Origin of the sequence: Streptomyces sp. NPDC091376, from assembly GCF_044757085.1 — a bacterium.
GTDB lineage: Bacteria > Actinomycetota > Actinomycetes > Streptomycetales > Streptomycetaceae > Streptomyces > Streptomyces pratisoli.
Genome location: NZ_JBIVUF010000026.1, coordinates 37,992 through 62,639 on the forward strand (window position 1 = coordinate 37,992; position 24,648 = coordinate 62,639).

At 70.3% G+C, this 24,648-nt stretch carries 25 protein-coding genes; 10 read left to right on the forward strand and 15 right to left on the reverse strand.

Annotation, left to right across the window (positions count from 1 at the left end):
* Positions 1–217: 217 nt before the first annotated feature.
* From ACIQMR_RS34520 to aceA, 3 genes are all read right to left on the reverse strand, one after another.
* On the reverse strand, positions 218–1,087 hold the full coding sequence (locus tag ACIQMR_RS34520; protein WP_401395986.1) for a 3-hydroxybutyryl-CoA dehydrogenase: 870 nt from the start codon (positions 1,085–1,087) through the stop codon (positions 218–220).
* The gene (aceB, locus tag ACIQMR_RS34525; protein WP_401395989.1) at positions 1,084–2,679 is read right to left on the reverse strand and encodes a malate synthase A; all 1,596 of its coding nucleotides are present in this window, start codon (positions 2,677–2,679) and stop codon (positions 1,084–1,086) included. The genes ACIQMR_RS34520 and aceB overlap by 4 nt, the downstream gene beginning before the upstream one ends.
* A 103-nt stretch (positions 2,680–2,782) precedes the next feature.
* Entirely contained in the window at positions 2,783–4,066 is a 1,284-nt protein-coding gene (aceA, locus tag ACIQMR_RS34530) for an isocitrate lyase (RefSeq protein WP_401395992.1), read from the reverse strand.
* Positions 4,067–4,508: 442 nt separating this feature from the next.
* Here aceA and ACIQMR_RS34535 point away from each other — a divergent pair, with 442 nt between their 5' ends.
* Together ACIQMR_RS34535 and ACIQMR_RS34540 are read left to right on the forward strand one after the other, a co-directional pair.
* A complete protein-coding gene (locus ACIQMR_RS34535) occupies positions 4,509–5,915 on the forward strand; it encodes a short-chain fatty acyl-CoA regulator family protein (protein WP_401395995.1) in 1,407 nt (468 codons plus the stop codon).
* 212 nt (positions 5,916–6,127) lie between these two features.
* Complete coding sequence (locus ACIQMR_RS34540) at positions 6,128–6,610, forward strand: peroxiredoxin (RefSeq protein ID WP_401395998.1); 483 nt, start codon at positions 6,128–6,130, stop codon at positions 6,608–6,610.
* A 9-nt stretch (positions 6,611–6,619) separates the two neighbouring features.
* Here the strand turns inward: ACIQMR_RS34540 and ACIQMR_RS34545 are convergent, their stop codons facing one another.
* Positions 6,620–7,570: a hypothetical protein gene (locus tag ACIQMR_RS34545; protein WP_401396001.1), complete on the reverse strand. Its 951-nt coding sequence runs from the start codon at positions 7,568–7,570 to the stop codon at positions 6,620–6,622.
* A 275-nt stretch (positions 7,571–7,845) separates the two neighbouring features.
* Here ACIQMR_RS34545 and ACIQMR_RS34550 point away from each other — a divergent pair, with 275 nt between their 5' ends.
* Positions 7,846–8,601, forward strand: coding sequence for a dienelactone hydrolase family protein (locus ACIQMR_RS34550; RefSeq protein WP_401396003.1), 756 nt, complete (start codon positions 7,846–7,848; stop codon positions 8,599–8,601).
* Between the two features lie 299 nt (positions 8,602–8,900).
* Here ACIQMR_RS34550 and ACIQMR_RS34555 read toward each other — a convergent pair whose 3' ends face one another.
* Entirely contained in the window at positions 8,901–9,881 is a 981-nt protein-coding gene (locus ACIQMR_RS34555) for an alpha/beta fold hydrolase (protein ID WP_401396006.1), read from the reverse strand.
* Positions 9,882–10,072: 191 nt separating this feature from the next.
* Here ACIQMR_RS34555 and map point away from each other — a divergent pair, with 191 nt between their 5' ends.
* The gene (gene map, locus ACIQMR_RS34560; protein WP_401396009.1) at positions 10,073–10,840 is read left to right on the forward strand and encodes a type I methionyl aminopeptidase; all 768 of its coding nucleotides are present in this window, start codon (positions 10,073–10,075) and stop codon (positions 10,838–10,840) included.
* 59 nt (positions 10,841–10,899) lie between these two features.
* Here the strand turns inward: map and ACIQMR_RS34565 are convergent, their stop codons facing one another.
* Positions 10,900–11,526, reverse strand: coding sequence for a TetR/AcrR family transcriptional regulator (locus ACIQMR_RS34565; protein ID WP_401396012.1), 627 nt, complete (start codon positions 11,524–11,526; stop codon positions 10,900–10,902).
* 82 nt (positions 11,527–11,608) lie between these two features.
* On the opposite strand from ACIQMR_RS34565, the gene ACIQMR_RS34570 reads away from it, so the two are divergent.
* Positions 11,609–12,412 carry an SDR family NAD(P)-dependent oxidoreductase gene (locus ACIQMR_RS34570; protein ID WP_401396015.1) on the forward strand — a complete coding sequence of 268 codons (804 nt, stop codon included), beginning with the start codon at positions 11,609–11,611 and terminating at the stop codon, positions 12,410–12,412.
* Between the two features lie 72 nt (positions 12,413–12,484).
* Here the strand turns inward: ACIQMR_RS34570 and ACIQMR_RS34575 are convergent, their stop codons facing one another.
* Positions 12,485–13,015: a choice-of-anchor K domain-containing protein gene (locus ACIQMR_RS34575; RefSeq protein WP_401396018.1), complete on the reverse strand. Its 531-nt coding sequence runs from the start codon at positions 13,013–13,015 to the stop codon at positions 12,485–12,487.
* Positions 13,016–13,352: 337 nt separating this feature from the next.
* Positions 13,353–14,426 (reverse strand): alkene reductase, encoded by a 1,074-nt coding sequence (locus ACIQMR_RS34580; protein WP_401396020.1) that lies wholly within the window; start codon positions 14,424–14,426, stop codon positions 13,353–13,355.
* 117 nt (positions 14,427–14,543) lie between these two features.
* Here ACIQMR_RS34580 and ACIQMR_RS34585 point away from each other — a divergent pair, with 117 nt between their 5' ends.
* Entirely contained in the window at positions 14,544–14,930 is a 387-nt protein-coding gene (locus ACIQMR_RS34585; RefSeq protein WP_401396023.1) for a MerR family transcriptional regulator, read from the forward strand.
* Positions 14,931–15,094: 164 nt separating this feature from the next.
* Here the strand turns inward: ACIQMR_RS34585 and ACIQMR_RS34590 are convergent, their stop codons facing one another.
* The 4 genes from ACIQMR_RS34590 to ACIQMR_RS34605 form a co-directional block, all read right to left on the reverse strand.
* Positions 15,095–15,808, reverse strand: a complete 714-nt coding sequence (locus ACIQMR_RS34590) for a VOC family protein (RefSeq protein WP_401396026.1) — start codon at positions 15,806–15,808, stop codon at positions 15,095–15,097.
* Positions 15,809–15,982: 174 nt separating this feature from the next.
* Positions 15,983–16,213 carry a hypothetical protein gene (locus ACIQMR_RS34595; RefSeq protein ID WP_401396029.1) on the reverse strand — a complete coding sequence of 77 codons (231 nt, stop codon included), beginning with the start codon at positions 16,211–16,213 and terminating at the stop codon, positions 15,983–15,985.
* Positions 16,210–16,737, reverse strand: coding sequence for a GNAT family N-acetyltransferase (locus ACIQMR_RS34600; protein ID WP_401396032.1), 528 nt, complete (start codon positions 16,735–16,737; stop codon positions 16,210–16,212). Before ACIQMR_RS34600 ends, ACIQMR_RS34595 begins: the two co-directional genes overlap by 4 nt.
* Before the next feature lie 94 nt (positions 16,738–16,831).
* Positions 16,832–17,323, reverse strand: coding sequence for a hypothetical protein (locus ACIQMR_RS34605; RefSeq protein ID WP_401396035.1), 492 nt, complete (start codon positions 17,321–17,323; stop codon positions 16,832–16,834).
* A 435-nt stretch (positions 17,324–17,758) separates the two neighbouring features.
* Here ACIQMR_RS34605 and ACIQMR_RS34610 point away from each other — a divergent pair, with 435 nt between their 5' ends.
* From ACIQMR_RS34610 to ACIQMR_RS34620, 3 genes are all read left to right on the forward strand, one after another.
* Positions 17,759–17,932: a PGPGW domain-containing protein gene (locus tag ACIQMR_RS34610; RefSeq protein ID WP_401396038.1), complete on the forward strand. Its 174-nt coding sequence runs from the start codon at positions 17,759–17,761 to the stop codon at positions 17,930–17,932.
* 376 nt (positions 17,933–18,308) lie between these two features.
* The gene (locus ACIQMR_RS34615; protein ID WP_401396040.1) at positions 18,309–18,485 is read left to right on the forward strand and encodes a hypothetical protein; all 177 of its coding nucleotides are present in this window, start codon (positions 18,309–18,311) and stop codon (positions 18,483–18,485) included.
* Between the two features lie 393 nt (positions 18,486–18,878).
* Positions 18,879–19,613: a dienelactone hydrolase family protein gene (locus tag ACIQMR_RS34620; protein WP_401396042.1), complete on the forward strand. Its 735-nt coding sequence runs from the start codon at positions 18,879–18,881 to the stop codon at positions 19,611–19,613.
* A gap of 243 nt (positions 19,614–19,856) precedes the next feature.
* On the opposite strand, the gene ACIQMR_RS34625 is transcribed toward ACIQMR_RS34620, so the two are convergent.
* The gene (locus ACIQMR_RS34625; RefSeq protein WP_401396045.1) at positions 19,857–21,017 is read right to left on the reverse strand and encodes a magnesium and cobalt transport protein CorA; all 1,161 of its coding nucleotides are present in this window, start codon (positions 21,015–21,017) and stop codon (positions 19,857–19,859) included.
* A 376-nt stretch (positions 21,018–21,393) separates the two neighbouring features.
* On the opposite strand from ACIQMR_RS34625, the gene ACIQMR_RS34630 reads away from it, so the two are divergent.
* On the forward strand, positions 21,394–22,530 hold the full coding sequence (locus ACIQMR_RS34630) for a winged helix DNA-binding domain-containing protein (RefSeq protein ID WP_401396048.1): 1,137 nt from the start codon (positions 21,394–21,396) through the stop codon (positions 22,528–22,530).
* Between the two features lie 109 nt (positions 22,531–22,639).
* Here the strand turns inward: ACIQMR_RS34630 and lysA are convergent, their stop codons facing one another.
* Both lysA and ACIQMR_RS34640 read right to left on the reverse strand, forming a co-directional pair.
* Complete coding sequence (gene lysA / locus ACIQMR_RS34635; RefSeq protein WP_401396051.1) at positions 22,640–24,160, reverse strand: diaminopimelate decarboxylase; 1,521 nt, start codon at positions 24,158–24,160, stop codon at positions 22,640–22,642.
* Positions 24,160–24,591, reverse strand: a complete 432-nt coding sequence (locus ACIQMR_RS34640; RefSeq protein ID WP_401396054.1) for an SAV_915 family protein — start codon at positions 24,589–24,591, stop codon at positions 24,160–24,162. Before ACIQMR_RS34640 ends, lysA begins: the two co-directional genes overlap by 1 nt.
* Positions 24,592–24,648 lie beyond the last annotated feature (57 nt).

Sequence of the window (24,648 nt, forward strand, 5' to 3'; positions counted from 1 at the left end):
GAAGGGAAAAGGCACGACGCGGACGACGCGGACGACGAGGAGGGGCGTGTGAGGCGAGGCACGTGAGGCGAGGCACGTGAGGCGAGGAACACGCCGGGGCGGGAAGCGCCCTCCGTGCGCTTCCCGCCCCGCTACCGGACGCCGGCCCCTCAACCCGCGCCCGGCCAAGGTGCCGAGTCCGGCGCACCAGGGCCCTCCCGGCCCCGGTGCCCGCAGCTCAACCCTGGTCGTACGTATGGAATCCGCGGCCGGACTTGCGACCGAGGAGTCCCGCCTCCACCATCCGCTGCAGCAGTGGGGGAGGGGCGTACAGAGGCTCCTTGAACTCCTCGTACAGCGACTCCGCGATCGAGGCCACCGTGTCCAGGCCGATCAGGTCCGCCAGCTTCAGTGGTCCCATGGGATGGGCGCAGCCCAGCTCCATCCCGGCGTCCACGTCGCAGGCGGAGGCGAAGCCCGACTCCGTCATGCGGATCGCGGACAGCAGGTACGGGACGAGCAGGGCGTTGACGACGAAGCCGGCCCGGTCCTGGGAGCGGATCACGGTCTTGCCGAGGGCACAGGTCGCGAACTCCTCGACCGTGGCGACCGTCTCGGCCGACGTATGCAGGGACGTCACGACCTCCACCAGCGGCAGCACGGGCACCGGATTGAAGAAGTGCAGTCCCACCACCCGGTCGGCGCGATGCGTCGCCATGCCCAGCCGCATGACCGGAAGGGAGGAGGTGTTGGTCGCCAGCACCGCCGCCGGATCCTCCACGATCTTGTCGAGTGCGACGAAGACCTCGGTCTTGGCGTCGGGGTTCTCCACGACCGCCTCGACGACGAGCTGCCGGTCGGCCAGATCGTCCAGGCTGCCGGTGAAGACCGTGCGGGCCAGGGCGTCCTGCGCCGCCGCACGCTCCAGCTTCCCGCGCCGGACAGCGCGGTCCAGGGAGGCGGCGATCCGGTCCCTCGCGGCGCGGGCAGCGACCGCGTCCACCTCGCAGACCACGGTGTCCAGCCCGGCCCTCGCGCAGACCTCGGCGATCCCCGCCCCCATCTGCCCGCCGCCGACGACACCGACGCGCGTGATGCCCGCGTTCACGCCTGCACCTCCGGCCTGCGCACGAGGTGGCGGGTGTAGGCGTCCGGGGTGAAGAACAGCGGCAACTCGCCCGTCATCGCGGTCCGTTCGAAGAGGGCGCGAATGTCGTCGACGGGCGCCCAGGGGTACTCGGCGCCGAGCGCCGTGATCTCGTCGTCGAGCAACTCCGTCACCGTCTCGCGGTCGATGACCCGGTGGCGCAGCCACTGCCAGATCTGCACGCGGGCGATCTCAGCGGTGGCGGCGTCCTCCATCAGCCCGCTGATGGCGACGGCGCCCTGACCGCGCAGCCAGGCGGCGTAGTACCGAAGGGCGACGGCGATGTTGGTGCGCACCCCGTCCGCGGTGGGCGGGCCGCTGATCCGTCGCACGGACAGCAGGTCGGCCGCAGTCACCTCCACGTCGTCGCGGGTGCGGTCCATCTGGTGGGGCCGGTCGCTGAGGACGCCGTCGAACACCTCGCGGCAGGTGGGGACGAGGGCGGGGTGGGCGACCCATGAGCCGTCGAAGCCGTCCTCCGCCTCCCGCTCCTTGTCGAGGCGCACCTTGGCCAGCGCGGCCTCGTTCGCGTCCGGGTCCTTGCCGGGGACCTGTGCGGCCATGCCGCCGATGGCGTGCGCGCCGCGCCGGTGGCAGGTGCGGACCAGCAGCTCGGTGTAGGCGCGCATGAACGGGGCCGTCATGGTGACCCGGGCGCGGTCGGGGAGGAGGAAGTCGGTGCGGTGGCCGAACGTCTTGATCAGGCTGAAGAGGTAGTCCCAGCGGCCGGCGTTCAGCCCGGCGCTGTGTTCGCGCAGTTCGTAGAGGATCTCCTCCATCTCGAACGCGGCGGTGATCGTCTCGATGAGGACGGTGGCGCGGATCGTGCCGCGCGGGATGCCGAGCAGGTCCTGGGCGAGGAGAAAGACGTCGTTCCACAGCCGGGCCTCGTAGCGGTTCTCCAGCTTGGGCAGGTAGAAGTACGGGCCGTACCCGGCGTCGATCTGCCGCTGCGCGCAGTGGAAGAAGTACAGGCCGAAGTCGACGAGCGCGGCGGGCACCGGCCGGCCGTCGAACTCCAGGTGTTCCTCGTCGAGGTGCCAGCCGCGCGGCCGGACCATGATGGTGGCGAGCCGGTTGCCGAGCCGGTACTCCTTGCCCTCGGCCGTGGTGAAGTCGATGCGTCGCTCGATCGCGTCGAGCAGGGTGAGCTGGCCGCCGATGACGTTGTCCCACAGGGGTGCGGTGGCGTCCTCGAAGTCGGCCATCCACACCTTGGCGCCCGAGTTGAGCGCGTTGACGGCCATCCGCCGTTCCGGCGGCCCGGTGATCTCCACACGCCGGTCCGTCAGACCGGGTGCGGGCGGCGCCACCCGCCAGACGGGGTCGGCCCGGACGGCGGAAGTGACCACGGGGAAGTCGAGAGGCGAGCCCGAGGCGAGTCGCAGTGCCTGCCGGCGGCGTTCCCTCATCAGATCCCGGCGACGCGGCTCGAACGCCTCGGCGAGCCGGCCGACGAAGTCGAGAGCGGCGGGGGTGAGGATCTCGTCATGACGGTGGCCCGGAGCCGCGAGGACACGGACCTGCTGGGTGGGTGCGGTGATGGTGGACATCGGGCTCTCCTGAGGAAAGGGAGCGGAGGGGGACGGAGACGGTTCGTCCCCCTCCACTCGGCCGAGCGGCCGGCCGGACGGGGAGGGTGTCCGGCCCGGCTGCCTAGTGGAACTGCTCTTCCTCCGTGGAGCCGGCGAGGGCCGTGGTGGAGGAGGCGGGGTTGACGGCGGTGGAGACCAGGTCGAAGTAGCCGGTGCCGACCTCGCGCTGGTGCTTCACCGCGGTGAAGCCCTGGGCCTGCGCGGCGAACTCCTTCTCCTGGAGGTCGACGTAGGCGGTCATGCCCTGCTCGGCGTAGCCGCGGGCCAGGTCGAACATGCCGTGGTTGAGGGAGTGGAAGCCGGCCAGGGTGATGAACTGGAACCGGTAGCCCATCGCCCCGAGTTCCCGCTGGAACTTGGCGATCTGGTCGTCGTCCAGGGCGGCCTTCCAGTTGAAGGACGGCGAGCAGTTGTAGGCGAGCATCTGGTCCGGGTGCTCGGCGTGGATCGCCTCGGCGAACTCCCGGGCCTGGGCCAGGTCCGGGGTACCGGTCTCGACCCAGATCAGGTCGGCGTACGGCGCGTACGCGAGACCGCGGGCGATCACCGGAGCCATGCCGTTGCGCACCCGGTAGAAGCCCTCCGCGGTGCGCTCGCCGGTCACGAACTCGGCGTCGCGCTCGTCGACGTCGCTGGTGAGCAGGTTCGCGGCCAGCGCGTCGGTACGGGCGACGATCACGGTCGGCGTGTCGGCGATGTCGGCGGCGAGCCGGGCCGCGTTCAGGGTGCGGATGTGCTGCGAGGTCGGCACCAGGACCTTGCCGCCGAGGTGGCCGCACTTCTTCTCGGACGCCAGCTGGTCCTCGTAGTGGATGCCGGCCGCTCCCGCCGCGATCATCGCCTTGGTCAGCTCGAAGGCGTTCAGCGGGCCGCCGAAGCCGGCCTCGGCGTCGGCGACGATCGGCGCCAGCCAGTCGGTCGTGTCGGAGCCGCCCTCGGCGGTGGCGATCTGGTCGGCCCGCAGCAGCGCGTTGTTGATCCGGCGTACCACCTGCGGCACGGAGTTGACGGGGTACAGGCTCTGGTCGGGGTAGGTGTGGCCGGCCTGGTTGGCGTCGGCCGCGACCTGCCAGCCGGACAGGTAGATGGCCTGCAGTCCGGCCTTGACCTGCTGGACGGCCTGGCCGCCGGTCAGCGCGCCGAGCGCGTGGATGTAGTCCTGCTCGTGCAGCTGCCGCCACAGGCGCTCGGCGCCGCGCCGGGCCAGGGTGTGCTCCTCACGGACGCTGCCGGACAGCCGGACCACGTCCTCAGCGGTGTAGGTGCGCTCGATCCCCTTCCAGCGCGGGTCCGTGGCCCAGCGCCGCGCGAGTTCCTCGGCCGCCTTCGTCGTCGCTTCTGCCATGGCCTTCTCCGTCCCTCGGTGTGTTGACTGCCAATCTCCGTACTCGTACGCAAGGTGCGCGCAACGGGATGGCACTGTGTGTCTCGATCGTGTACTGAACCCGCCGGACCATCGCTGGGCGGAGCTGAGCAATGCTGCCGGTCAGCGTGGCGCCCCTGCCGGGATCTCCGACGTCAGGGCATGAATCGCGCCCGGTTGGTGCGCCGGCTGCCGAAGGTCCGGCGGGCCGTGCTTGAACTCTGGCACTGGCACTGAGTGCCATCAACCGTGGACGCTTGCCAACTTCTGCGAATCTTCCTCCCCGCATTTGCCAACTTTGCGAAGGGTGAGACGGGTGCCTTCTCCCGTACGCTGACGACCACCACGGAGGAGCCCCGGCCACGGAGCGCCCCGTGGAGGAGCCTCCGACGACGACGGAGCCCCGACGACGGAGGAGCGCGCGGTGAGCAAGACCTACGCGGGTGCGCGGCTGCGGCGGCTGCGCGAAGAGCGCCGGATGAGCCAGGCGGAGCTGGCCCGCGTCCTGGGCATCTCGGCGAGCTATCTGAACCAGATGGAGCACGACTCCCGCCCCCTCACCGTGCCCGTGCTCCTCCGGCTCACCGAGAGCTTCGGCATCGACCCGGGCTTCTTCTCCGAACGCGACACGACCCGGCTGGTCGCCGATCTCCGCGAGGCACTGACCGGCGAGATCGCCGAATCCCGGGTGTCACCGGCCGACATCGCCGAACTCGCATCACGGATGCCCGCCGTCGCCCGGGTCCTGCTGGACCTGGGCCGCCGCAACCAGCTCCTGTCGGAGCGGCTCGCCGGAGCCGCCGACGGCCGCGACACCGCGCAGGAGGGCCCCCGCTCACCCCACGAGGAGATCCGGGAGTTCTTCTACCGCCGCCAGAACTACCTCCACGACACCGATCTCGCGGCCGAACGCCTGGCCGAGGAGATCGGCATCCACCCCGGCGACGTCGTACGCGCCCTCACCTCACGGCTCACCGACGCCCACGGCGTCCGCCTCACCGCCGAAAGCGGCGACCGCCTCCACCACTACGACGAGGCGACCCGCACACTGCACCTGTCCGCCCGGCTCCGCCCCGGACAACGCGCCTTCCGGATGGCCACCCAGCTCGCCCTCCTCGAACACGGCGACGAACTGGACCGCCGGGCGGCCGAGGACTTCCCCGCCGGCACGTCCACCCACGCCCTGGCCCGCATCGGCATCGCCAACTACTTCGCCGCCGCGCTGATCCTCCCGTACCGCAGCTTCCACGCCACGGCCGAAGAGGTGCGCTACGACATCGAACGTCTCACCGACCGCTACGGCCTCGGCTACGAAACCGTCTGCCACCGCCTCAGCACCCTCCAGCGGCCCCGGCTGCGCGGAGTGCCCTTCAGCTTCGTCCGCGTCGACCGCGCCGGGAACATGTCCAAGCGCCAGTCCGCGACCGGCTTCCATTTCTCCCGGGCCGGCGGCACCTGCCCCCTGTGGAACATCTACGAGGCATTCGCCGCACCCGGCCGCATCCACGTCCAGATCGCCGAAATGCCGGACGGCGGACGCTACTTGTGGACCGCCCGCGCCGTCACCCGCCACCGGGGCGGCTGGGGCGAACCCGGCAAGACCTACGCCATCGGCCTCGGCTGCGAGATCCGCCACGCCCACCGCCTCGTCTACTCCGACGGGCTCGACCTCGACAGCGGCTCGGTCGCCACCCCCATCGGCATGGGCTGCCGCGTCTGCGAGCGCCTCGACTGCCCCCAGCGCGCCGCACCACCGCTCGGCCGGCCGCTGCGGATCGACCAGAACAGCAGCACCTTCGTCCCGTATCCGGTGCGGCCCGCCACGCCGTGACGGCCATGTGACGGGTGCCATGTGACGGGTCACGTGGCGGACGACGTCACGGGCGACGTGACCGACGACGTGACCGACGACGTCGCCGTGCGTGGGCCGGAGAACGAACGGTGCCGAGGGAAGCCACTGGTGGGGGGCGGCCTCGGGGGAGGAAGGAGCGGTGGTGTACACCAAGGTGCGGCAAACCATCGAAAGCGCGACGGGAGTGGGCCATGGGAACCGGACCTGCGGTGGGCGAGGCGGTAGGTGATTTCGTCCTCAAGGGCGGAGTCCTGGTGGGGGAGTCCTTCGAACGGGCCGAGTTCGACCTGCGCGAGCAGCGGGGGAAGCCTGTGGTCCTGGCCTTCTACCCCGGTGACGACACCAGCGTGTGCACGAAGCAACTGTGCTCCTACTCCAGCGGCCTGGAAGCCTTCGCCGATCTGGGTGCCCTCGTCTGGGGCATCAGCCCGCAGGGCGTCGACAGCCACGAGGCCTTCGCCCGCAAACACGGTCTCCGCATGCCGCTGCTTGCCGACACGGACCGGGCGGTGGCACGGTCGTTCGGGATCGCGGCTCCGGGCATCGGACTACGGCGCGCGATCTTCCTCGTCGCGCCGGACGGGACACTGCACTGGAAGCACGTCTCCTTGCTCGGAGCGACCTTCCAGAGCATCGCCACACTCTCCGAGCAGCTGAACACCATGCCCCGCTGACCTGTGTCGTCACCGGCGCGGGGTGCGGCGTGCCGTGCGGTGTGCCGTGCGCTGTGCCGTGCGGTGCGGTCCGCGTCGGGCGGGGGCATAGGGCGACGGCTCCCAGAGCAGGCGTACGCCGGTGGCGCGGGCGATGGCGCGCAGGTGGGGGCCCGTGTTGCCGACGTACCAGATCGGCCGGTCCGCGTGCGGCCAGGCGTAGGACGGCACACCGTCGTCCAGCAGGGCACCGAGCCGCGGCTGCTCCAGGGCCTCGGCGGAGAACTCGTAGATCTCGGGCAGACGTGGGGCGATCACGCCGTAGTCGAGCATGCGGGCGAGGGGATGCTCGTCGAGGACGGTCTCCTCGACGGACGCGGACACCGGGTACTCAGGAGGGAAGGACCGGCCCAGGTCGAGGTACATCTTGACGGCCCGGTGGCGGGGGTCCGCCATCAGCGGGCCGAGTGCGGCCAGCCGGCCGAGCGCGAGTCGTGGCCTCACCAGCATCGCGTGGGTGAACAGGACGCGGAGCAGCGCGACGTTCATCATGAATCGCTCCACCTGCAGCTCGGCGGCGGCCAGATCCTCGTGCTGCAGATAGCCGGCGACGATGCTGGCGTTGTGCGCGCGGTACCAGCGGCCTGGCCCGGGCCTGCGGATGAAGTCCACCCAGTACTCGACGCTGCGGGCGCCGGCTGTGCCGGTGGCTCCGGTGGACAGCAGATGGGCCTCGGTCTTGTCCCGCAGGAGCCGTTCGTTGACGGCGCGCCACCAGGGACTGCCCGGCGGGTCGGCCGTCTCCGGCGCGAGCACGCCGCGCCCGAGTGACCAGCGCATGAAACTCAGCTCGGCATGGCCGTACCGGTGACGGGGTCCGGTGGCGAGCCGGTAGAACGTCTGGGCCAGCGCGTACCGGCCGGCCGGATGATCCCGCACGCCCGCGACCCGCTGCTCCGCGCGTGAGGCCGCGTCAGCCATGACTGCTCGATCGGCTCGGCATCATGCGGTGACCTCGTGGATCTCGGGACCGGTACGGCGCCAGGCGTGGTGAGTCCCGTGGAGGAACCCTTGTGTATGCATCATCGCGAAAGGCATGGATTGTCGCGAGACATGGCCACCCGCGATCGGCGCCGGCGGGCTGGCGTGCCTGCCCGGGCGGGGAGGACGGCAAGGTAACGTCCTGGCGCAGGGTTCAGCCGTTCCTGCCTGCCGGTTGGCCCGGTGAAGGGGCCCCGACGAGAAGGAGATCGGTCATGCCCGCTGTGAGCGGAACCTCCGTGGACATCCCCACCCGGGACGGCACCGCCGACGCCTACCTGGCCCACCCCGACGACGGCGGCCCGCACCCGGCGGTCCTGCTCTACATGGACGCCTTCGGGCTGCGCCCCGGGCTGAGGACGATGGCGGACCGCCTTGCCTCGGCCGGCTACACCGTCCTGGTCCCCAACGTCTTCTACCGCCATGGCAGGGCCCCCGTGGTCGAACTGCCGGACTTCATCGACCCGGGCCGGCGCCCCGAGATCTTCGAAGCCCTCGGCCCGGTCATGCGGGCCCTCACCCCCGAGTCGGCCATGCGCGATGCGGACGCCTACCTGTCGTACCTCGCCGCCTCACCCGTGGCCGGCGGCGGACCGGTCGGTCTCACCGGCTACTGCATGGGTGCCGTTCTGGCGCTGCGCACCGCAGGGACGTACCCGGAGCGGGTCGCGGCCGCGGCCTGCTTCCACGGCGGACGCTTGGCCACGGACGCCGCGGACAGTCCGCACCTGCTGGCCGACCGCATCACGGCGGAGCTGTACTTCGGGCACGCGGACGAGGATCCGTCCATGACCACCGACCAGATCGCCCTCCTCGAGAGGACCCTCACCGCAGCGGGCGTCACGTATCACAGCGAGGTCTACCGCGGGGCCCGCCACGGCTTCACCCAGGCCGACACCGCCGCCCACGACGCCCAGGCGGAGGAACGCCACTGGCAAGCGCTGCTGGGCCTGTTGAGCCGCACACTCTGACCGTGGCCGATCGTCCGGCACCACGACGCGAGCGCCACACGGCGCACACCCGCATCGTCCTCGGGGCGACGTCCGGAACCGCAACCACAACCGCACCACGGCCGTTGTGCCACAGCCCGGGAACAAGCAGCACTGTGACGGCGATTCGGGAGTCGGCGCCGAGTGTCGGTGAGCGATGCATCGGGACTCGGCCGAGCGCCGGCCAGCGATGCAGAGGTCACGAGTGACGACGACGCCGAGCATTCCGGCGGGCCGGCGCCCGGCCGCTGCCGGACACGTGCCCGGTTTCCGTAGAGGCTTCAGGCGGGCAGGGAGGCGAGCCAGTCGGTCAGGAGCCGGTTGATCTCGGCGGGGCGTTCTTGCTGAATCCAGTGGCCGCAGCCGTCGAGGATCCGGGAGGAGACCAGGCCGGGCAGGGTGGTGGGGAATGCCGCGATCGCATCGGCCATCCACGTGGTGGAGGCGTCCAGGGCGCCACCGACGAACAGGGACGGCTGGGTGAGGGGGGCGCCGTCGAAGTCGGCGAGATCTTCCCAGTCCCGGTCCATGTTCCGATAGCGGTTGAGGGCTCCGGTCATGCCGGTCCGCTCGAACTCCCCGGTGCAGACGTCCAGATCGTCCTCGCCGAGCCAGACGGGCAGCCGCCCGGCGGGGAAGCGGTCGCGCAGCCTCCCGCCTCGGCCGACGAAGTGCGGGCCGGGTGCGTCGGGCGCGGGCATGGTGTCGGCGGACAGGGCGGCGTAGAAGCCCGCGAGCCAGCCGCGCACGTCGGGCTCGATCTCGGCCTCGGCCCGGCCGGGCTCCTGGAAGTAGGAGACGTAGAACTCCTCGTCCCCGCCCAGCTGCGCGAAGACCGTGCTCGGCCGCGGTCCGCCGCGCGGGGCGTACGGAACGCTGAGCATCCCCACCGCGCGGAAGACGTCCGGCCTGAGCAGGGCGGAGTCGGCGGCTATGGCCGACCCCCAGTCGTGGCCGACGACGACCGCGGACGTTTCACCCAGCGCGTGCACCACGGCGGCGTTGTCCTCGACCAGCTCCAGCATCCGGTACGCCTCGGGATCGCCGGGCCTGGAGGAACGGCCGTAGCCGCGGACATCGATCGCGACCGCGCGGTACCCGGCTGCGGCCAGGGCCGGCAACTGGTGGCGCCAGGAATACCAGGACTCCGGGAAGCCGTGCACGAGCAACACCAGCGGCCCGGTGCCCTGCTCCACCAGGTGGGTCCGGCCCGCGGGCGAGGGGACCAGCCGGTGGGTGACTTCCGTGGCCTGCTGCGACATGACTCCTCCAGGGATGCCGGCCGGCCGTGCGCCGGGACCGGTCCCCGATCATGCGCGTGACGGCACGGGCGCGGCGAGTCTTGTTGCCGGTTCGGCAAAGCGGGGGTTCCGAGAGTGTCGGTGGAGCTCCATGGCCGTGATACTAATACCGGTATAAGTATTGGATCGACGTGCTGTGGGGAGCCCGACGCATGGTGGAGATCAAGACCGATGCCGCATTGGACGCGATGCGGGAAGCCGGACGGGTGGTGGCCCGCGCCCTGGCCGCAGTCCGAGAAGCGGCCGGCGTGGGGGTGTCCCTGCGAGAGCTGGACGAAGCGGCCCGGTCGGTTCTGGCCGAGGCCGGAGCCGGCTCCCCGTTCCTCGGATACCGGCCGTCCTTCGCCCCGGTCGCTTTCCCCGCCGTGATCTGCACGTCCGTCAACGACGCCGTGTCACACGGCATCCCCACCGGCTACCGGCTGCGCGACGGCGACCTGGTGAGCATCGACTGCGGCGCCCACCTCGACGGCTGGACGGGCGACGCGGCCATCACCTTCACCGTCGGAACACCGCGCCCCGGTGACCTCGATCTGATCGACGCCACCCAGCAGGCCCTCGACGCCGGCATCGCCGCCGCCCGGGTGGGCGGCCGCATCGGCGACATCTCCCACGCCATCGACACCGTCGCCCGCAAGGCGGGCTGCGGCATGCCCGCCGACTTCGGCGGCCACGGCATCGGCCGCCGCATGCACGAAGACCCTCATGTCCCCAACCGAGGCCGCCCGGGCCGTGGATTCCCTCTCCGTCACGGCCTGGTCCTCGCCATCGAACCCATGCTCATGGCCGGCGGGCAGAACGTCTACCGCACCGATATCGACGGCTGGACCCTGCGCACCACCGACGGCAGCCGGGCCGCCCACATCGAGCACACCGTCGCCATCACCGACCTGGGTCCCCGCATCCTGACCCTGCCCTGACGTTCTCCCGGACGCTGCCGGATCCGGGACCGGACCGTTCGATGCCTGGTTCGGCGCTCTCAGTCGCGGCTCCGCACCGCTGCGAGGCACTGGTCGTAGAGGTCTGCCAGGTCGAGTTGTCCGTCGTGTCTGGTCCACAGCTCGGTTGCCGTGTCGACACAGGCGAAGACCGTCGCGACGATCGCCTTGGCGCGCGGGTCGGTGGTCTGGGCGGTGGCAGGGTCCGGGGTCTGGGCGGGTGCTGGGCCGGGGCGGGCGCCGGTGTCCATCCGCGCCTGGATGACCGGGACGAGGTCGGCCTGCCAGCGCAGTCGCTTCTCGATGTAGCGGGCGTGCAGCGAGGGGGTGTCGAAGATGAGGCGGGACAGCTGTAGTACCCGCTCCGGGGTGTGGTTGGCGGTCAGGACGACCTCGAACCCGGCGCGCAGCGCATCCCACGCGGACATCTCGGCCGGCTGCTGCTCCACGGTCTGCTTCAGCAGCTTGCCCAGCGCCTCCTGGTCGCCGCAGACCAGGTCCTCCTTGGTGCCGAAGTAGCGGAACAGGGAGCGCTGCGAGATCCCCGCCTCCCGTGCGATCTGCGTGATCGTCGTCCGCTCGTAGCCCTGTTCGGCGAACAGGCGGACCGCGGTGTCCAGGATCGCCTGGACGGCGATCTGCCGCGAACGGTCCCACAAGGTCGTCATGGGCGTCAGGCTACCCCCTCTAGACAGATGCCGACCAGTTGGCATTAACTGCCAGGAAGGCATCGACTGAAAGAAGGTAGCCATGGCAGCCGTCGACTATCGCGGACAGATCACATTGGTCACCGGCGCCAGCGCGGGTCTCGGCGCCGAGTTCGCCCGCCGGCTCGCCGCCCGCGGCTCCGACCTGGTGCTGGTCGCCCGCCGCCGGGAACGCCTGGAGGAGCTGGCCGCCGAGCTGCGCGCACGGCACCGGATCCAGGTCCACGTCGTGGAGATGGACCTGGCCACGGACAACCCCGGGCAGGCGCTGGCCGCGCGGATGGAGCGGCTCGGCGTGCGTGTCACCAGCGTGATCAACAACGCCGGGTTCGGCGGCTTCGGCCCCTTCCACCAGGCGGATCCGGTACGGCTGCGCCGGGAGATCGCCGTCGACGTGACCGCGGTGGCCGACATCAGCCGCGCCTTCATCGAGCAGCTGCGTACGGCGGGGCGCGGGGTGCTGGTCAACGTGGCGAGCATGGCGGCCTACCAGCCCAACCCACGCATGGCGCTCTACGGGGCGACCAAGGCGTTCGTACTGAGCCTCACCGAGGCGCTGTGGGAGGAGTCGCGCGGCACCGGTCTGCGGGTGCTGGCACTGTCGCCCGGTGCCACACGGACCGAATTCTTCGACGTGGCGGGCACGGAGCAGGCCGCCGGCGGAGCCAGGCTCGCCTCGCCCGCCGACGTCGTCCGCACCGCGCTGAGCGCCCTGGACCGCCGGAACCCGCCCCCGAGCGTCATCGCGGGACGCATGAATCGGGTGATGGCCTTCCTCGCCCGCCGCGTGGCCACCCGACGGCAGGTCATCCGGGCCATCGGCCGGCTCACCGCCGAGGGGGCATGAGGATTACGGCGTCCTGCGGCTGGATTGGTGAGACGGCGCGGAGTCAGCCCGGTGTGCGGCGCTGTATCGAGGCTATGCCTGGCCCTGGTAGGGGGTGAACGAGGCTCTCAGCTCGGCGGTGTTGGGGTCCTTGGCGTCCTCGATGCTGACGAAGTGCCTGGTGATCTGGCCGAACTGCAGGAATCCCTGGACGTGCATGTCGTACCAGCGGCCTTCGACTTCCACGACCTGCTCGAACTTGACCTCTTCCAGTTCGACTGTGTCTTCTTGTGACGCGCCGACGTTGGGCGTCTCGTGATGCTGGAACTTCATCGGGCCGACCGTGCGCCTGTCCTTGTTGCCGAAGGCCACGGTGACGGTGAGTTCCGCGGTGAACATCGGGTTCGGCGGCATCGGAATCACGTGGTTGTAGTGCTTGAAGGTGCCGATCACGCTCGGAGTGCCGTCGAGTGACACCTGGGTGGAGCACCCCTCGAAGACGTAGGCGCTCTTCACGTCGTCCGTGACGTCGCCCCAGGCGAGACGCTTGGTTTGCAGACCGCTGAACTGCGATGCGTCCACGTCGACACCCGTCCAGACGCCGCTGCTGAGGACATTGACCATGCCAGGAGTGCTCCTTCCCCGGGTTCATCCGGCGAACTTCCATCGGGCCGGGGCTGTCGCGAATGCCCCCTGACGCACCATAAGCGCAAGGACAGGGGGACCTGAACGGGAGAATGAGACAGGTGTCGACATGGCGTGATCACAGCGTCGATCGCGTGTGCGAGCCCGGCCCGCTTGTCGGACTCAGCCCATGACGGTCGTCGTTCCGCCTCATCGACGGAACACGGACGGGACCGGACGGAACGCGGACGGGACCGGTCCGGCCGTGACCGGCCGGACCGGACCGGACGCCGACTCAACCTCGACGTCCGGCGGTTCGAGTAGCCCGCCTGCCGCATCAACCCGCGTGCTGATACGCCGGGTAGGTGAGGTAGCCCGCGTCGCCGCCCTGGTAGTACGTGGTTTCGTCCACCGGGGCGATCGGAAGTCCGAGCCGCAGTCGCTCGACGAGGTCGGGGTTGGCGATGAAGGCGCGGCCGAAGCTGATGAGGTCGGCGCCCAGGCCGAGCCAGTGATCCGCCTCCGTCCGGCTGGTCTGCTTCGGTCCCATCGGCAGTGTCGGGTTGACGATGAGGGTGCCCGGCCAGGCTCGGCGCAGGCCGAGGAGCACGTGTTCGTCGGTGGTGGCTTCGAGATGGACGTAAGCCACTTCGAGGCGGGCGAGTTCGGTGAGCAGCGCGGCGTAGAGCGCGGGAACGTCGGTCTCCGTCACGCTCCAGAACGTCCCGCCCGGGGAGAGGCGGATGCCCGTCCTGGTCTTGCCCACGGCGTCGATCGTGGCAGCCGTCGCCTCGACGGCGAACCGGATCCGGTTGGTCACCGAGCCTCCGTAGCGATCCGTGCGCACGTTGGCGTTGGAGGAGAGGAACTGCGAGATCAGATAGCCGTTGGCGCCGTGCAGCTCTACACCGTCGAAACCGGCGTCGACGGCGCGACGAGCCGCCTCGGCGTACGACTGGGCGTGCTCGGACACCTCGGCGGTGTCCAGGGCGCGCGGCACGGGCGCGGGCTGGGGCCCGGCCGGGGTGAACACGTCACCGACGGCGGGGACGGCCGAGGGCCCGACCGGCTGCGTACCGGTGGTGTCGGAGTGGGAGACCCGTCCGCCGTGCATGATCTGGGCGGAGATCCGGCCGCCGTTGGCGTGCACCGCGGCAGTCACCGGGCGCCATGCGTCGACCTGTTCATCGGTGTGGAGTCCCGGCGTCCCCGGATTGGACTGCCCGACCAGGCTCGGCTGCACTCCCTCGGTGAGGATCAGCCCGGCCGTCGCCCGCTGGGCGTAGTACGTCGCCATCGACGGTGTCGCCAGACCGCCGGCGGCGGCCCGGACCCGCGTCATCGGGGCCATCACCACACGGTTCGGCAGGGTCAGGTCGCCAAGGCGATGGCTGTCGAAAAGCGTCGTCACTGTGGGGCTCCTTCATGCTCCGTAGCGCCCGGACCTCGGGCACAGCAGCTACGCTAAAACCTGACATTGACGTCAGAGGCAAGCTGTTGTGCTGCGGGTCATAGCCAGGAGGACGAGATGCGTATCGGGGAGCTCGCGGCGCGGGCCGGGGTCAGTGTCCGGTCGGTGCGCTACTACGAGGAGCAGCGTCTGCTCACCAGCACCCGCAGCGCCAGCGGCCAGCGGCATTACACGGACGACGAGGTGGAGCGGGTCACGTTCATTCAGCGCCTGTATGCCGCAGGGCTCTCCAGCCGCACCATCGCCGAACTGTTGCCGTGTGTCGATTCGCCCAGCGAGGAGAACTCCGACGCCGCACTGGAGCGGATGATCCAGGAACGTGACCGGCTCTCCGACCACATCGCCGACCTCAGCCGCACCCGGGACGCACTCGACCAGGTGATGGCCGCGGCTCAGGCGCACCGGGAGAGCCTGCGCGCAGCCGAGGCCGCCCCCCGAGCCTGATGAACGAACCTCGCAGCGGCCGACGTCGGCGAACTCGTCGAGCTCTACCCCTCACCCGCATCCACGGGCGGGGCGCTGTCGGGGCCGGGCAAGGACGCCGGCCTGCTGCTGGTTCGGACCGTGGACCCGCAGCGGCACGCTGAACGCGGCCGTGGGTGCCGGCTTCACCGGCGCGCGAGCACGCGGAACTCGTTGCCGTCGGGGTCGGCCAGCAGCACCGCGCCGTCCTCGCCCCGGGCCGAGTCGAGACGCTTCGCCCCGAGGGAGACCAGGCGCTCGACCTCCGCCTGCTGATCGCCGTCCGGCGCGAGGTCGAAGCGCAGGTCCTTGCCGGGGTCCGGCATCAGCGGCGGACCACCCCACGTGATCTTCGTACCGCCGTTCGGCGACTGGATGGCGGTCTCCTCGTCCTGGTCCCAGACCAGCGGCCAGCCCAGCGCCTCGCTCCAGAAGTAACCCACGGCCTGCGAACCATCGCAGGCGAGCGCTCCGATGAAGCCACAGCCGGCGAGGAACGTGTTGCCCGGCTCGAGGACGCAGAACTCGTTGCCCTCGGGGTCGGCGAGGACCACGTGAGCCGCGTCGGGACCCTGGCCGACGTCGGCGTGCCGCGCGCCGAGGTCGAGCGCCCTGGCCACGGTCTCCTGCTGATCCTCCAGTGAGGAGCTGGTCAGGTCGAAGTGCAGCCGGTTCTGGGCGGACTTCTGCGCCCGGGTGGGACGGAAGCCGAGGCGGTAGCCGGCGTCGTTCCCGGACTTCAGGGCGACGCCGTCGTAGGAATCGTCGGCACTCACCACGTTCAGGACCCCGGACCAGAAATGCGCCAGGCGCTGCGGCTGGTGCGCGTCGAAGGAGATCGCGATGAGTCGGCTGGTCATTGCGCCACACTTCCTCGGTCCGGTTGCCAACTGGCGACGGGGCGCCATGTCTGCGCCTCGAACGAGGATAGGTGCGGCTCTGCTGCGCGGGAACGCTGAGCTGCCGGATTGTTGCTCGGGGTCGTCATCAGCTCTCTGGAGAGGGACGAGATGTCCGAGGAATCCGGCTCTCGCTCAACTTCCCTGGTGTGCCCCCGCCTTGCTCGCGGAACGCGTCGGCGCCGAGCCGGCCGGGCGTACGAGCCGCCAGATCCTACGGACCCCGATGACCGCGGCCGCAAGCGCGACGACCGAGAAGAAGACGACCAGAAACGGGCTCTTGCACCTGGCCGCGGTCACGACCGTCCAGAGGAAGACAGCCCAGTCCACCCAGGTCCGCTTCGACAACGCCGCCAAGCCGCTCACGATCCGGACCGCATCCCGAGCCACTGCTCGGCGCCGTAGGCCTCGAATCGTTCCACCTCGGTGAACCCCAGCTTCGCCGCGAGGCGCATCGAACGGGCGTTGGCGGTCTGGGTGGTGAGCACCACCGGCTCGCCGGGAAGGACACCGGCGAGCCAGCCGAGTGCCGCCGCGCACGCCTCGGCGGCGTACCCGAATCCCCACGCCTGCGGCAGGAACACGTAGCCGAGCTCGGCCTTCCCCGTGGCAGCCGGGCGCCGGTGCCCCGTTGCCCTCCTGAGCAGGATCTGGCCGATCATCGACCCGCCGACATCAACGACGAAGCTCCCGGGCCACCGCTCGGGCACCCCGGGTACCTCGCGTTCAAGCTCGTCACGCGGCCGGGGGCCGCCGAGGTAGGTGCCCACCTCTGGCGAGGCCAGCAACTCGATGAACGCCGCACGGCCCCTGGCTTCGGGCTCACGGAGTACGAGCCTCTCGGTCCTGATCGGGGCAGGCGGCCAGGCGGCAGGTCCGAGGTCGGTCATGCCGGCCAGCCAATCAGCAGGCCCGGCAGCGATCAAGACTCGCGGAACGATCGACCCACCGGCCCGCGCCCCACCCGGTCGACGGCCGCCGGCGTCAGTCGCCGCGCGGCCCCCGGAAGTCCACCGAGGTGACGAGGGCGTAGTCGAAGTAGATCGGGTCTCCCTCCTCGTCCATCGGGTACTCGAAGCTGCTCTCGTTCGACAGGATCACCTTGAGGTCGGGAAGGGTGTCCACGCCGTCGTCGTTCTGCTCGACCGTGTGGCCCCGTTCCTCAAGCCGCTCCAGCAGCTCTTCGCCGGGGGTTCGGAAGACGTCGAGACCGTCGAGGACGACCGCCACATCAGCGTCCTCGATCCGGAACCGGTACACATGGATGTCGGTCAACGCGCCCTTGGTGAAGCCGAGATTGAACTCCGTCAGGGACTCCCCGTGTTCGCAGAGCACCTGTCCCGGCGCGTCGCCGTAGTCGAGGTCGGACGGGGCGAAGCCCAGTTCGCGCGCGGCCGCGACCGCCTCGTCGGCCGACTTACCGAGCCTGAGCGTGGCAACTCCCACGTCCGGCAGCAACTCCAGAATCATCGCCATCCCTTGGATACCCATCCGTCGAGCACGTCCGGCAGGGCTCGCGGCGCCTGCCGTGCAAGATCCCGTGGTATGCGTGGACCGGCCGGCGGAGCAGCTTCAAGATCACTTAGCCCGGTAAGTCGTCCTACACGAGCTGGCGCACTCAGCGCGTGTCCGCTGCACCTTGCGTTCATGGAGCCGCGAGAAGGTGCCGGCCGAGATGGTATCGGTCTGCACCACCCAACTCCAGGACCTCTGTGCGGTGGACCACATACCGCCGGATCTACGTCTACTCGTCGAAGATCTACTGGGGATACTGATCACTCCGGGGCGCCAGTTGACGCCCGATGAGCGGGCCAGTAGCTGATCGGCCCTGCCCCGCTGCCCGGAGGGCATCCGCTTTCCTTCCCGCGAACCGCCTCGTAGCAAGGCTTCATCAGACAAGGAGAGATGACCGTGTCCCAGTCTCAAATCGGCATCACGCTGATGTCGATCGGCGCTGTCCTCACCGTGGCCGGCGCAGCGATGTACGTGCTTCCCGGGCCTGGACTTCCGGTACTCGTCGTGGGTCTGGTCTTCCTTGCGGCAGGAGCCGTTGCGCGCAGGGCCGGCCGAGAACGTCGGGGCTGACAGCCTCCTGCCACCCGCAAAGGAAGGGAATCGACTGAACCCGCGGCGGCGGCTCTCCTCGGATGGCTTGCCGACCCGCAGCCTCCTCGCCTGTGTCTCGTGTCCGGATCGGAGAACTCCGGGAGAAATGCTCAGTCCTGGACCGCCCGTCCGGTCGGTAGCCCTCGACAGGGACGGCCGGGTCTTCGTCGGGATGGATGAGGCCCTGACCTGACTCGCCCTGCGGCAGGCGTCCACGGACGGCGGCCCCTCGACGCTCTGACGACAGGGTGCCTGACTGATTCACGGCGTCCCCACCTGTGTCCAACTGATGGATGATCAATTAACCACAGGAGTTTGGGTGTTGTCGTACGACGGGAGAGCTACGTAGTCCCTGGTGTATGCGCTCATCGAGTTCCGCACGCTTGAAATCGATCACGGCAACGATGGGGATCCCGAAGACCTGTCGGAACGCTTCAAGCAGGTCGTCGGCGCCTTCGACCCCACACCCTTCGCCGACGAAGAATCACAATGGAACCTGTCGCTGGAGGAACTGGAACACGGAATGTGGTGAAAGCCGCCTTCCGGCGGCACCGAACCAGCGTAGTGATCCCTGACGTGGGGATGACTGACGACCCTGTTGAAATACTTCGCCGAACGCTTGCCGGTCACGTTCGCCTACGCTGGCATCGACAGGGGTTCAGGATCCCAGGCGTTGGGCCGAGATCATTCTCGCGAGCTGCGCTGTGGACTGGGGGTGTTGGCGTCGGCTTTGTTCGGTGGACTAGGTTGTGGGGATGACTACCGGGACGGCATTGCGCCACACGCGGATCGGTGACCCGGTGCTCTTCTGAGCGCCGTACGGGCCAGTGCGGGCCCGCTGTTCGATCGCGGATCTTGCGGTGCTGCGCGGGCTCCGCCTCCGTCGTGTTGATCACAGGACACATCAACCACGACAGGAGAGTTCATGCCCACCAATATGCTGCAGATTCCCACCGCGGATGGCCGGGCCGATGCCTTCGCCGCCTTCCCCGACGACGGCGAGCGGCACCCAGGGGTGCTGATGTACGCGGACGGCTTCGGCATCCGGCCCGTGCTGCGGGAGATGGCCAGCGAACTGGCCGGCCACGGGTACTACGTGCTCGTCCCCAACTTCTTCTACCGGCACGGCCCGGCACCGGTGGTCGAACTTCCCGAGCACATCGGAGAAGAGGCCCGGACCGCGGTCATGGGTCGGCTGATGCCCCTGATTGAGGCACACACCATCGAACGGACCCTGCGCGACGCCGACGCCTACCTCAGATTCCTCACCACCCAGCCCGAGGCCAGCGCCGGACCCGTCGCGGTGACCGGCTACTGCATAGGCGGCCTCCTGGCGGTGCGCACCGCCGCGGCCCACCCCGGCCAGGTGGCCGCCGTCGCCGGATTCCATGCCCCCGTGGGCGCCGCCGGGCCCGACAGCCTGCGCCGCCTCACCGCCCAGGTCCACTTCGGCCACGCCGAAACCGACCTGACGCCCGAGGGCCTCGGCGAACTCAACCAGGCCCTGGACGCCGCGGGTGTCAACTACACCTCTGAGATCTACCCCGACACCGTCCACGGCTTCACCATGGCCGACACCGACGCTTTCAGCCCCGCCGCACTCCAGCTTCACTGGGACCACCTGCTCCCCCTCCTCGGCCGCACTCTGGCCAACTGTTGAGGCTCCGGCCCGGAAACCGAACCTGAAGTGCACGGCTCCGCAGTCCTGGGGCGTGTTGCGAGAGCGCTGGTCACAGCCACTCATTGATGGCAGTCTGCCTGTGACACGGCACCTGGATCAGCCCGCCCGACATCGACCACCCCGCTGTCGGCCTCGCTCAGTTGCCCGAAGTCATCGACGCCCAGCGCCGCAGTCATCTCCTTCTGCGACGCTACGGCTGGGCAGCGGCCCGCTTGCCTGTCGTTACAGCCAGTCGCGGTGCTTGAAGATGAAGTACAGGCTCACGCAGACGATCCCCATCAGGGCGACCGCGAACGGGTAGCCGAACGCCCAGTGCAGTTCCGGCATGGCTGTGAAGTTCATGCCGTAGATCGTTCCCACCAGGGTGGGTGCAAAGAGGATGGCCGCCCACGCGGAGATCTTCTTGATCTCCTCGTTCTGTTCGAAACCCGCCTCCGCCAGCGCCCGCATCTCCGCGTTCTGTTGCTGGGTCACCAGCGTCGCGTTGACCGTCAGGATGTCCGCGAGGGCCTGGCGGAAGCCGTCGACGCGTTCGCTGGTGTGGGTGACGTGGTCGGCGACGTCGCGGAGGTAGCGCTGGAGTTCCTCGTCCGTGCCGTATTTGGCGAAGCCGGCCATCAGGGCGTGGAGCATGCCGACCAGCGGGCGCGTGGCGCGCTGGAACTCCACCATCTCGCGGGAGAGTTCGTAGATACGGCGGGACACCGCCGGGTCGCCGCCGAAGACCTCGGTCTCGATCTCGTCGATGTCGTTCTGCACGCCCGCGACGACCGGCGCGTACCCGTCCACGACCGCGTCGAGGACGGCGTAGAGCACCGCCTCCGGGCCGAGGGCGAGGAGTTCGGGGGTGGACTCCATGCGGCGGCGGACCGCCGAGAGGTCCGGAGCCGCGCCGTGGCGGACCGTGATCAGGAAGTCGCGGCCGAGGAAGATGTGCAACTCGCCGAAGTCGACCTCCTCCTGGGCGTCGAGGTAGCGGGCGGCGCGCAGGACGACGAAGAGCGTCTCGCCGTAGCGCTCCAGCTTGGGGCGCTGATGGGCCTCCAGCGCGTCCTCGACGGCCAGCTCGTGCAGATCGAACTCCGCGGCCAGTGACAGCAGTTCGGCCTCGGTCGGCCGGTGCAGACCGATCCAGGCCATGCCGGCGGGATCCTCGCGCAGCTGCCGGAAGGTCTCCGCAAGCGACGCGGGCGAGGAGACGCGGTGGCCGTCGCGGTACAGCGCGGCCTGGACGATGCTGCCCTGGTCCTTCTGCACAGGAGGGGGCGGGGACGGCGCGGGCGGGGGCTCGGGCGGTACGGGCGGGACCGGGTCGGGGGACACCCGGCGGCGCCAGGCGTGTCTCTTCGGGACCGCGGCGGAACGGGCTCGTCGGTCGGACATCCTGGGTCACCTCCCGCGCGAGGTGCAGTCCGCGTGTCTGCGTACACGCGGTGCACATGCCTTCTGAACGGTCATGAACGGCCATGAGCAGCCACGGAGCAGCCACGGAGCAGTCACTGAGCGGCCACGGAGCAGGATATACGCGCTCACTTGCACCGGCAGCGTGGACCGGGTGCCCGACGTCATGAACCTGGGCGGGCGCACATGAGGGTCGCCCACCCGGAGCATCGGCACCGTGGACCGGGTGCGCCTGGCGTCGCGGACCCGGGCACACCTGGCGTCGCGGACCCAGAGCGCACCGGCATCAGTGGCCCGGGGATCCGTCGCGGACCGTTGCGGACAAGGGTTGTCCGCAACGGCGGGTAGCGTGCCGGTCATGGCCTCGAAGACACCTCCCGTGCTCGGCCTCAGGGCCCTCGGCCGCGCCACCCTGGACCGTCAGCTGCTGCTGCGCCGGGATCCGGAGCACCGGATGACCGCCGCGGCGGCGGTGGACCACCTCGTCGGGCTCCAGGCGCAGAACGTCAAGCCGCCGTACTACGCCCTCGCGGCCCGTCTGCACGCCTTCCGTCCGCAGGAACTCTCCGAGCTGATGGAGTCGAGGGAGGTGGCCCGCCTGGTCACCATGCGTTCCACCATCCACACCCACACGGCGCGCGACTGCCTGACCCTGCGCCCGTTCGCGCAGGCGGGCGGCCCCGACCGGGAACTGAGGATGTTCCTGAAGCGGCTGGACGGCGTCGACCTCGACCGGCTCACGGCGATCGGCCGGGAACTCGTCGAGGAGCGCCCCCGGCCGGTCGGGGAACTCCGCGACGCCCTGCTCGCGCACTGGCCCGACGCCGATCCGCTCGCCCTCACCACCGCCGTGCGCTGTCTGCTGCCGCTGGTGCAGATCACCCCGCGCGGTCTGTGGGGCAGAAGCGGCCAGGTCACGCTCACCACCGCCGAGCAGTGGTTCGGCCGGCCCGTCGAACCCGCTCCCCGGCCGGACGCGATCGTACGGCGCTATCTCGCCGCCTTCGGGCCCGCCTCGGTGAAGGACATGCAGGCCTGGTCAGGGCTGACCCGGCTGCGGGACGCCTTCGAGCGGCTGCGGCCCGAGCTGCTCACGTTCCGGGACGAGAGCGGGACGGAACTGTTCGACCTTCCTGACGCACCCCGTCCCGACCCGGAGACTCCCGCACCACCGCGCTTCCTGCCCGAGTTCGACAATCTCCTGCTGTCCCACGCCGACCGCTCCCGCCTCGTCCCGCACGAGTTCAAACAGCGGACCTGGAAGGGCAACCAGGCCCGTTGCGTATTCCTCGTCGACGGACTGCTCGCCGGTGTGTGGAGGCTGGAGACGTCCGGGACCGCCGCACAAGGCACCGGCGCGACCATCACCGTGCAGAGCTTCGGCACGCTCACACGGGCACAGCGCACCGCCGTGGCCGAGGAGGGCGAGCGACTGCTCGCCACGATGACCTCGGCCACGGCACGTGAGGTGCGTTTCGCGGAGTTCACGGACTGACGCCCGTGCCCGCGGGCGCGGGCGGCACCTGCCGCGGTGGTACGTGCCGGCGGTGGCACGTACCTCGGTGGCACGTACCTCGGTGGTACGTGCCGCGGTGCCACGTCCTTCAGAGGCCCACGTCCCGCCGCAGCAGATCGTCGATGCTCTCGCGCCGCACCAGCAGCCGTGACCGGCCCACCCCGGCCACGGCCACCACCGGCGGTCTGCCGGTGGTGTTGTAGCCGGACGCCATCGACACGTGGTACGCCCCCGACACCGGCACCGCCAGCACATCGCCCGGCCGTACGTCCCCGGGCAGCTCCACCGACTCCGCGAGTACGTCACCCGCCTCGCAGTGCCGCCCGACCACCGTCGTCGCGCGCATCGGGCCGGACGGGACGCGGCCGACCATACGGATCGCGTACCGCGCCCCGTACAGCGCGGGCCGCGGGTTGTCGCTCATGCCGCCGTCCACCGCGACGAAGACCTGACCGTCCGACCGCTTCACCGACAGGACCCGGTACAGGGCCACACCCGCCGGTGCCATGATCGAGCGGCCCGGCTCGACCGTGAGCCGCGGCATCGGGAAGTCGAACTCGTCGCAGGCGCGCAGCAGCTCGTCGCTGATACGACGCCCGAACCAGGCAGGCGACGGGGCCGGGTCGTCCGGCAGATACGGCACCGCGAAGCCACCGCCCAGGTCCAGCTCGCGCAGGGTGATCCCGTAGCGGTCGCGGATGCGGGCCAGGAACGCGACCAGGCGCCGCACGGCCTGGGCGTACGGCTCGGGCGTGGTGATCTGCGACCCCAGGTGGCAGTGCAGGCCGACCAGTTCGAGGCTGGGCTGGCCGAGGATCCGGGACACGGTGTCCTCCGCGTCACCCGCGGCGATCGAGAGGCCGAACTTCTGGCCCTCCGCGCCCGTCCGGATCTTCTTGTGCCCGCCCGCCTCGATCCCGGGCAGCACCCGCACCATCACCTGCTGCGCCCCCGGGCCCTGGACCTGCGCGGCGATACGGGCGATCTCGCAGTCCGAGTCGATGACGATGCGGCCGACGCCGATCCGCAGCGCCGAACGCAGGTCCTCCGGCGACTTGGCGTTGCCGTGCAGCACGATCCGGTCCGCGGGGAATCCACGGGTCGCGGCCAACTCCAGCTCGCCCGCCGAGCAGACGTCGAGCCCGAGCCCCTCCTCCTCGATCCAGTCGACGACGGCCCGGCACAGGAACGCCTTGCCGGCGTAGACGATCTCGGCGTCCGGCAGCGCCCGGCGCCAGGCCCGCGCCCTGACGCGTACCTCGTCCTCGTCGAGTACGTACGTCGGCGTCCCGTACCGCTCCGCGAGCCCGGCCAGCGAGACTCCGGCGATCGTGATGTCGCCTCCGGGGGCCGGTGCGGCGGACGCGGGCCACACGGACGGCGTCGCGGTCGGTACCGCGGTCGTCGTCAGTGGCGTACCCGAGTCCGAACCCGAGTCCGAACCCGAGTCCGAACCCGAGTGCGGAGCCGAGGCGGGACCCGAGTCCGTACCCGCGTCCGGGGCCGGGGCCGGGGCCGGGGCCGGCGTCGCGGCCGGTGATGTCGTGGGCGGCGGCAGGGAGACGGGCGCGGCCGGTACGGACACGGCGTGCGTCGACGAGCCGGCCATCAGCTGAGGATCCCGTGGATCGCGGCGACGGCCGTGTACATGGCGGCCGCCGCACCGGTCACCCGGAGCACACCGACGGCCTCCGGGTCCCAGGCGGGGCGGCGCGAGCACGACGGCTCCGCGGGCGTGGGGCGAGGGGCGGCCGGCGCCGGAGCGGTGAGCTGCGGGTCCACGGTCACCGTGGTCACACCGAGAGGCTCCGAGAGGGCCCGCAGCGCGGGCTCCGCGAGCCTGATCCACGTCTGTGTACTGCCCAGGACGGCGGTCAGACGCCGTTCACTGGTGAAACCGACGGCAGTGCGTACGCCGAGCGGTGTGCGCATGAAGCGCAGCTGGTGTCCCCCGGCAGAGCCGAGCCGAACTGGTACGAACAGCGGCCCCGCCGGGCGGGGTTCGTCGGGGTCCGCTTCGTCGATGACGAGATTGTCCATGGTGCCCTCCGGGCGAAAGGATCAGCTGCCGCACGTGTGTACCGGCACCTGGAAGCG

Bases quoted from the DNA above. Each gene is read 5' to 3' on its own strand.
- aceB (WP_401395989.1), bottom strand. From the start codon at position 2,679: ATGTCCACCATCACCGCACCCACCCAGCAGGTCCGTGTCCTCGCGGCT.
- ACIQMR_RS34550 (WP_401396003.1), top strand. From the start codon at position 7,846: ATGCCCGCTGTGAGCGGAACCTCCGTGGACATCCCCACCCGGGACGGC.
- ACIQMR_RS34575 (WP_401396018.1), bottom strand. From the start codon at position 13,015: ATGGTCAATGTCCTCAGCAGCGGCGTCTGGACGGGTGTCGACGTGGAC.
- ACIQMR_RS34625 (WP_401396045.1), bottom strand. From the start codon at position 21,017: ATGTCCGACCGACGAGCCCGTTCCGCCGCGGTCCCGAAGAGACACGCC.
- lysA (WP_401396051.1), bottom strand. From the start codon at position 24,160: ATGGCCGGCTCGTCGACGCACGCCGTGTCCGTACCGGCCGCGCCCGTC.
- ACIQMR_RS34590 (WP_401396026.1), bottom strand. From the start codon at position 15,808: ATGACCAGCCGACTCATCGCGATCTCCTTCGACGCGCACCAGCCGCAG.
- ACIQMR_RS34585 (WP_401396023.1), top strand. From the start codon at position 14,544: ATGCGTATCGGGGAGCTCGCGGCGCGGGCCGGGGTCAGTGTCCGGTCG.
- ACIQMR_RS34620 (WP_401396042.1), top strand. From the start codon at position 18,879: ATGCCCACCAATATGCTGCAGATTCCCACCGCGGATGGCCGGGCCGAT.
- ACIQMR_RS34600 (WP_401396032.1), bottom strand. From the start codon at position 16,737: ATGACCGACCTCGGACCTGCCGCCTGGCCGCCTGCCCCGATCAGGACC.
- ACIQMR_RS34545 (WP_401396001.1), bottom strand. From the start codon at position 7,570: ATGGCTGACGCGGCCTCACGCGCGGAGCAGCGGGTCGCGGGCGTGCGG.
- ACIQMR_RS34555 (WP_401396006.1), bottom strand. From the start codon at position 9,881: ATGTCGCAGCAGGCCACGGAAGTCACCCACCGGCTGGTCCCCTCGCCC.
- ACIQMR_RS34565 (WP_401396012.1), bottom strand. From the start codon at position 11,526: ATGACGACCTTGTGGGACCGTTCGCGGCAGATCGCCGTCCAGGCGATC.
- ACIQMR_RS34605 (WP_401396035.1), bottom strand. From the start codon at position 17,323: ATGGCGATGATTCTGGAGTTGCTGCCGGACGTGGGAGTTGCCACGCTC.
- aceA (WP_401395992.1), bottom strand. From the start codon at position 4,066: ATGGCAGAAGCGACGACGAAGGCGGCCGAGGAACTCGCGCGGCGCTGG.
- ACIQMR_RS34640 (WP_401396054.1), bottom strand. From the start codon at position 24,591: ATGGACAATCTCGTCATCGACGAAGCGGACCCCGACGAACCCCGCCCG.
- ACIQMR_RS34540 (WP_401395998.1), top strand. From the start codon at position 6,128: ATGGGAACCGGACCTGCGGTGGGCGAGGCGGTAGGTGATTTCGTCCTC.
- map (WP_401396009.1), top strand. From the start codon at position 10,073: ATGGTGGAGATCAAGACCGATGCCGCATTGGACGCGATGCGGGAAGCC.
- ACIQMR_RS34570 (WP_401396015.1), top strand. From the start codon at position 11,609: ATGGCAGCCGTCGACTATCGCGGACAGATCACATTGGTCACCGGCGCC.
- ACIQMR_RS34630 (WP_401396048.1), top strand. From the start codon at position 21,394: ATGGCCTCGAAGACACCTCCCGTGCTCGGCCTCAGGGCCCTCGGCCGC.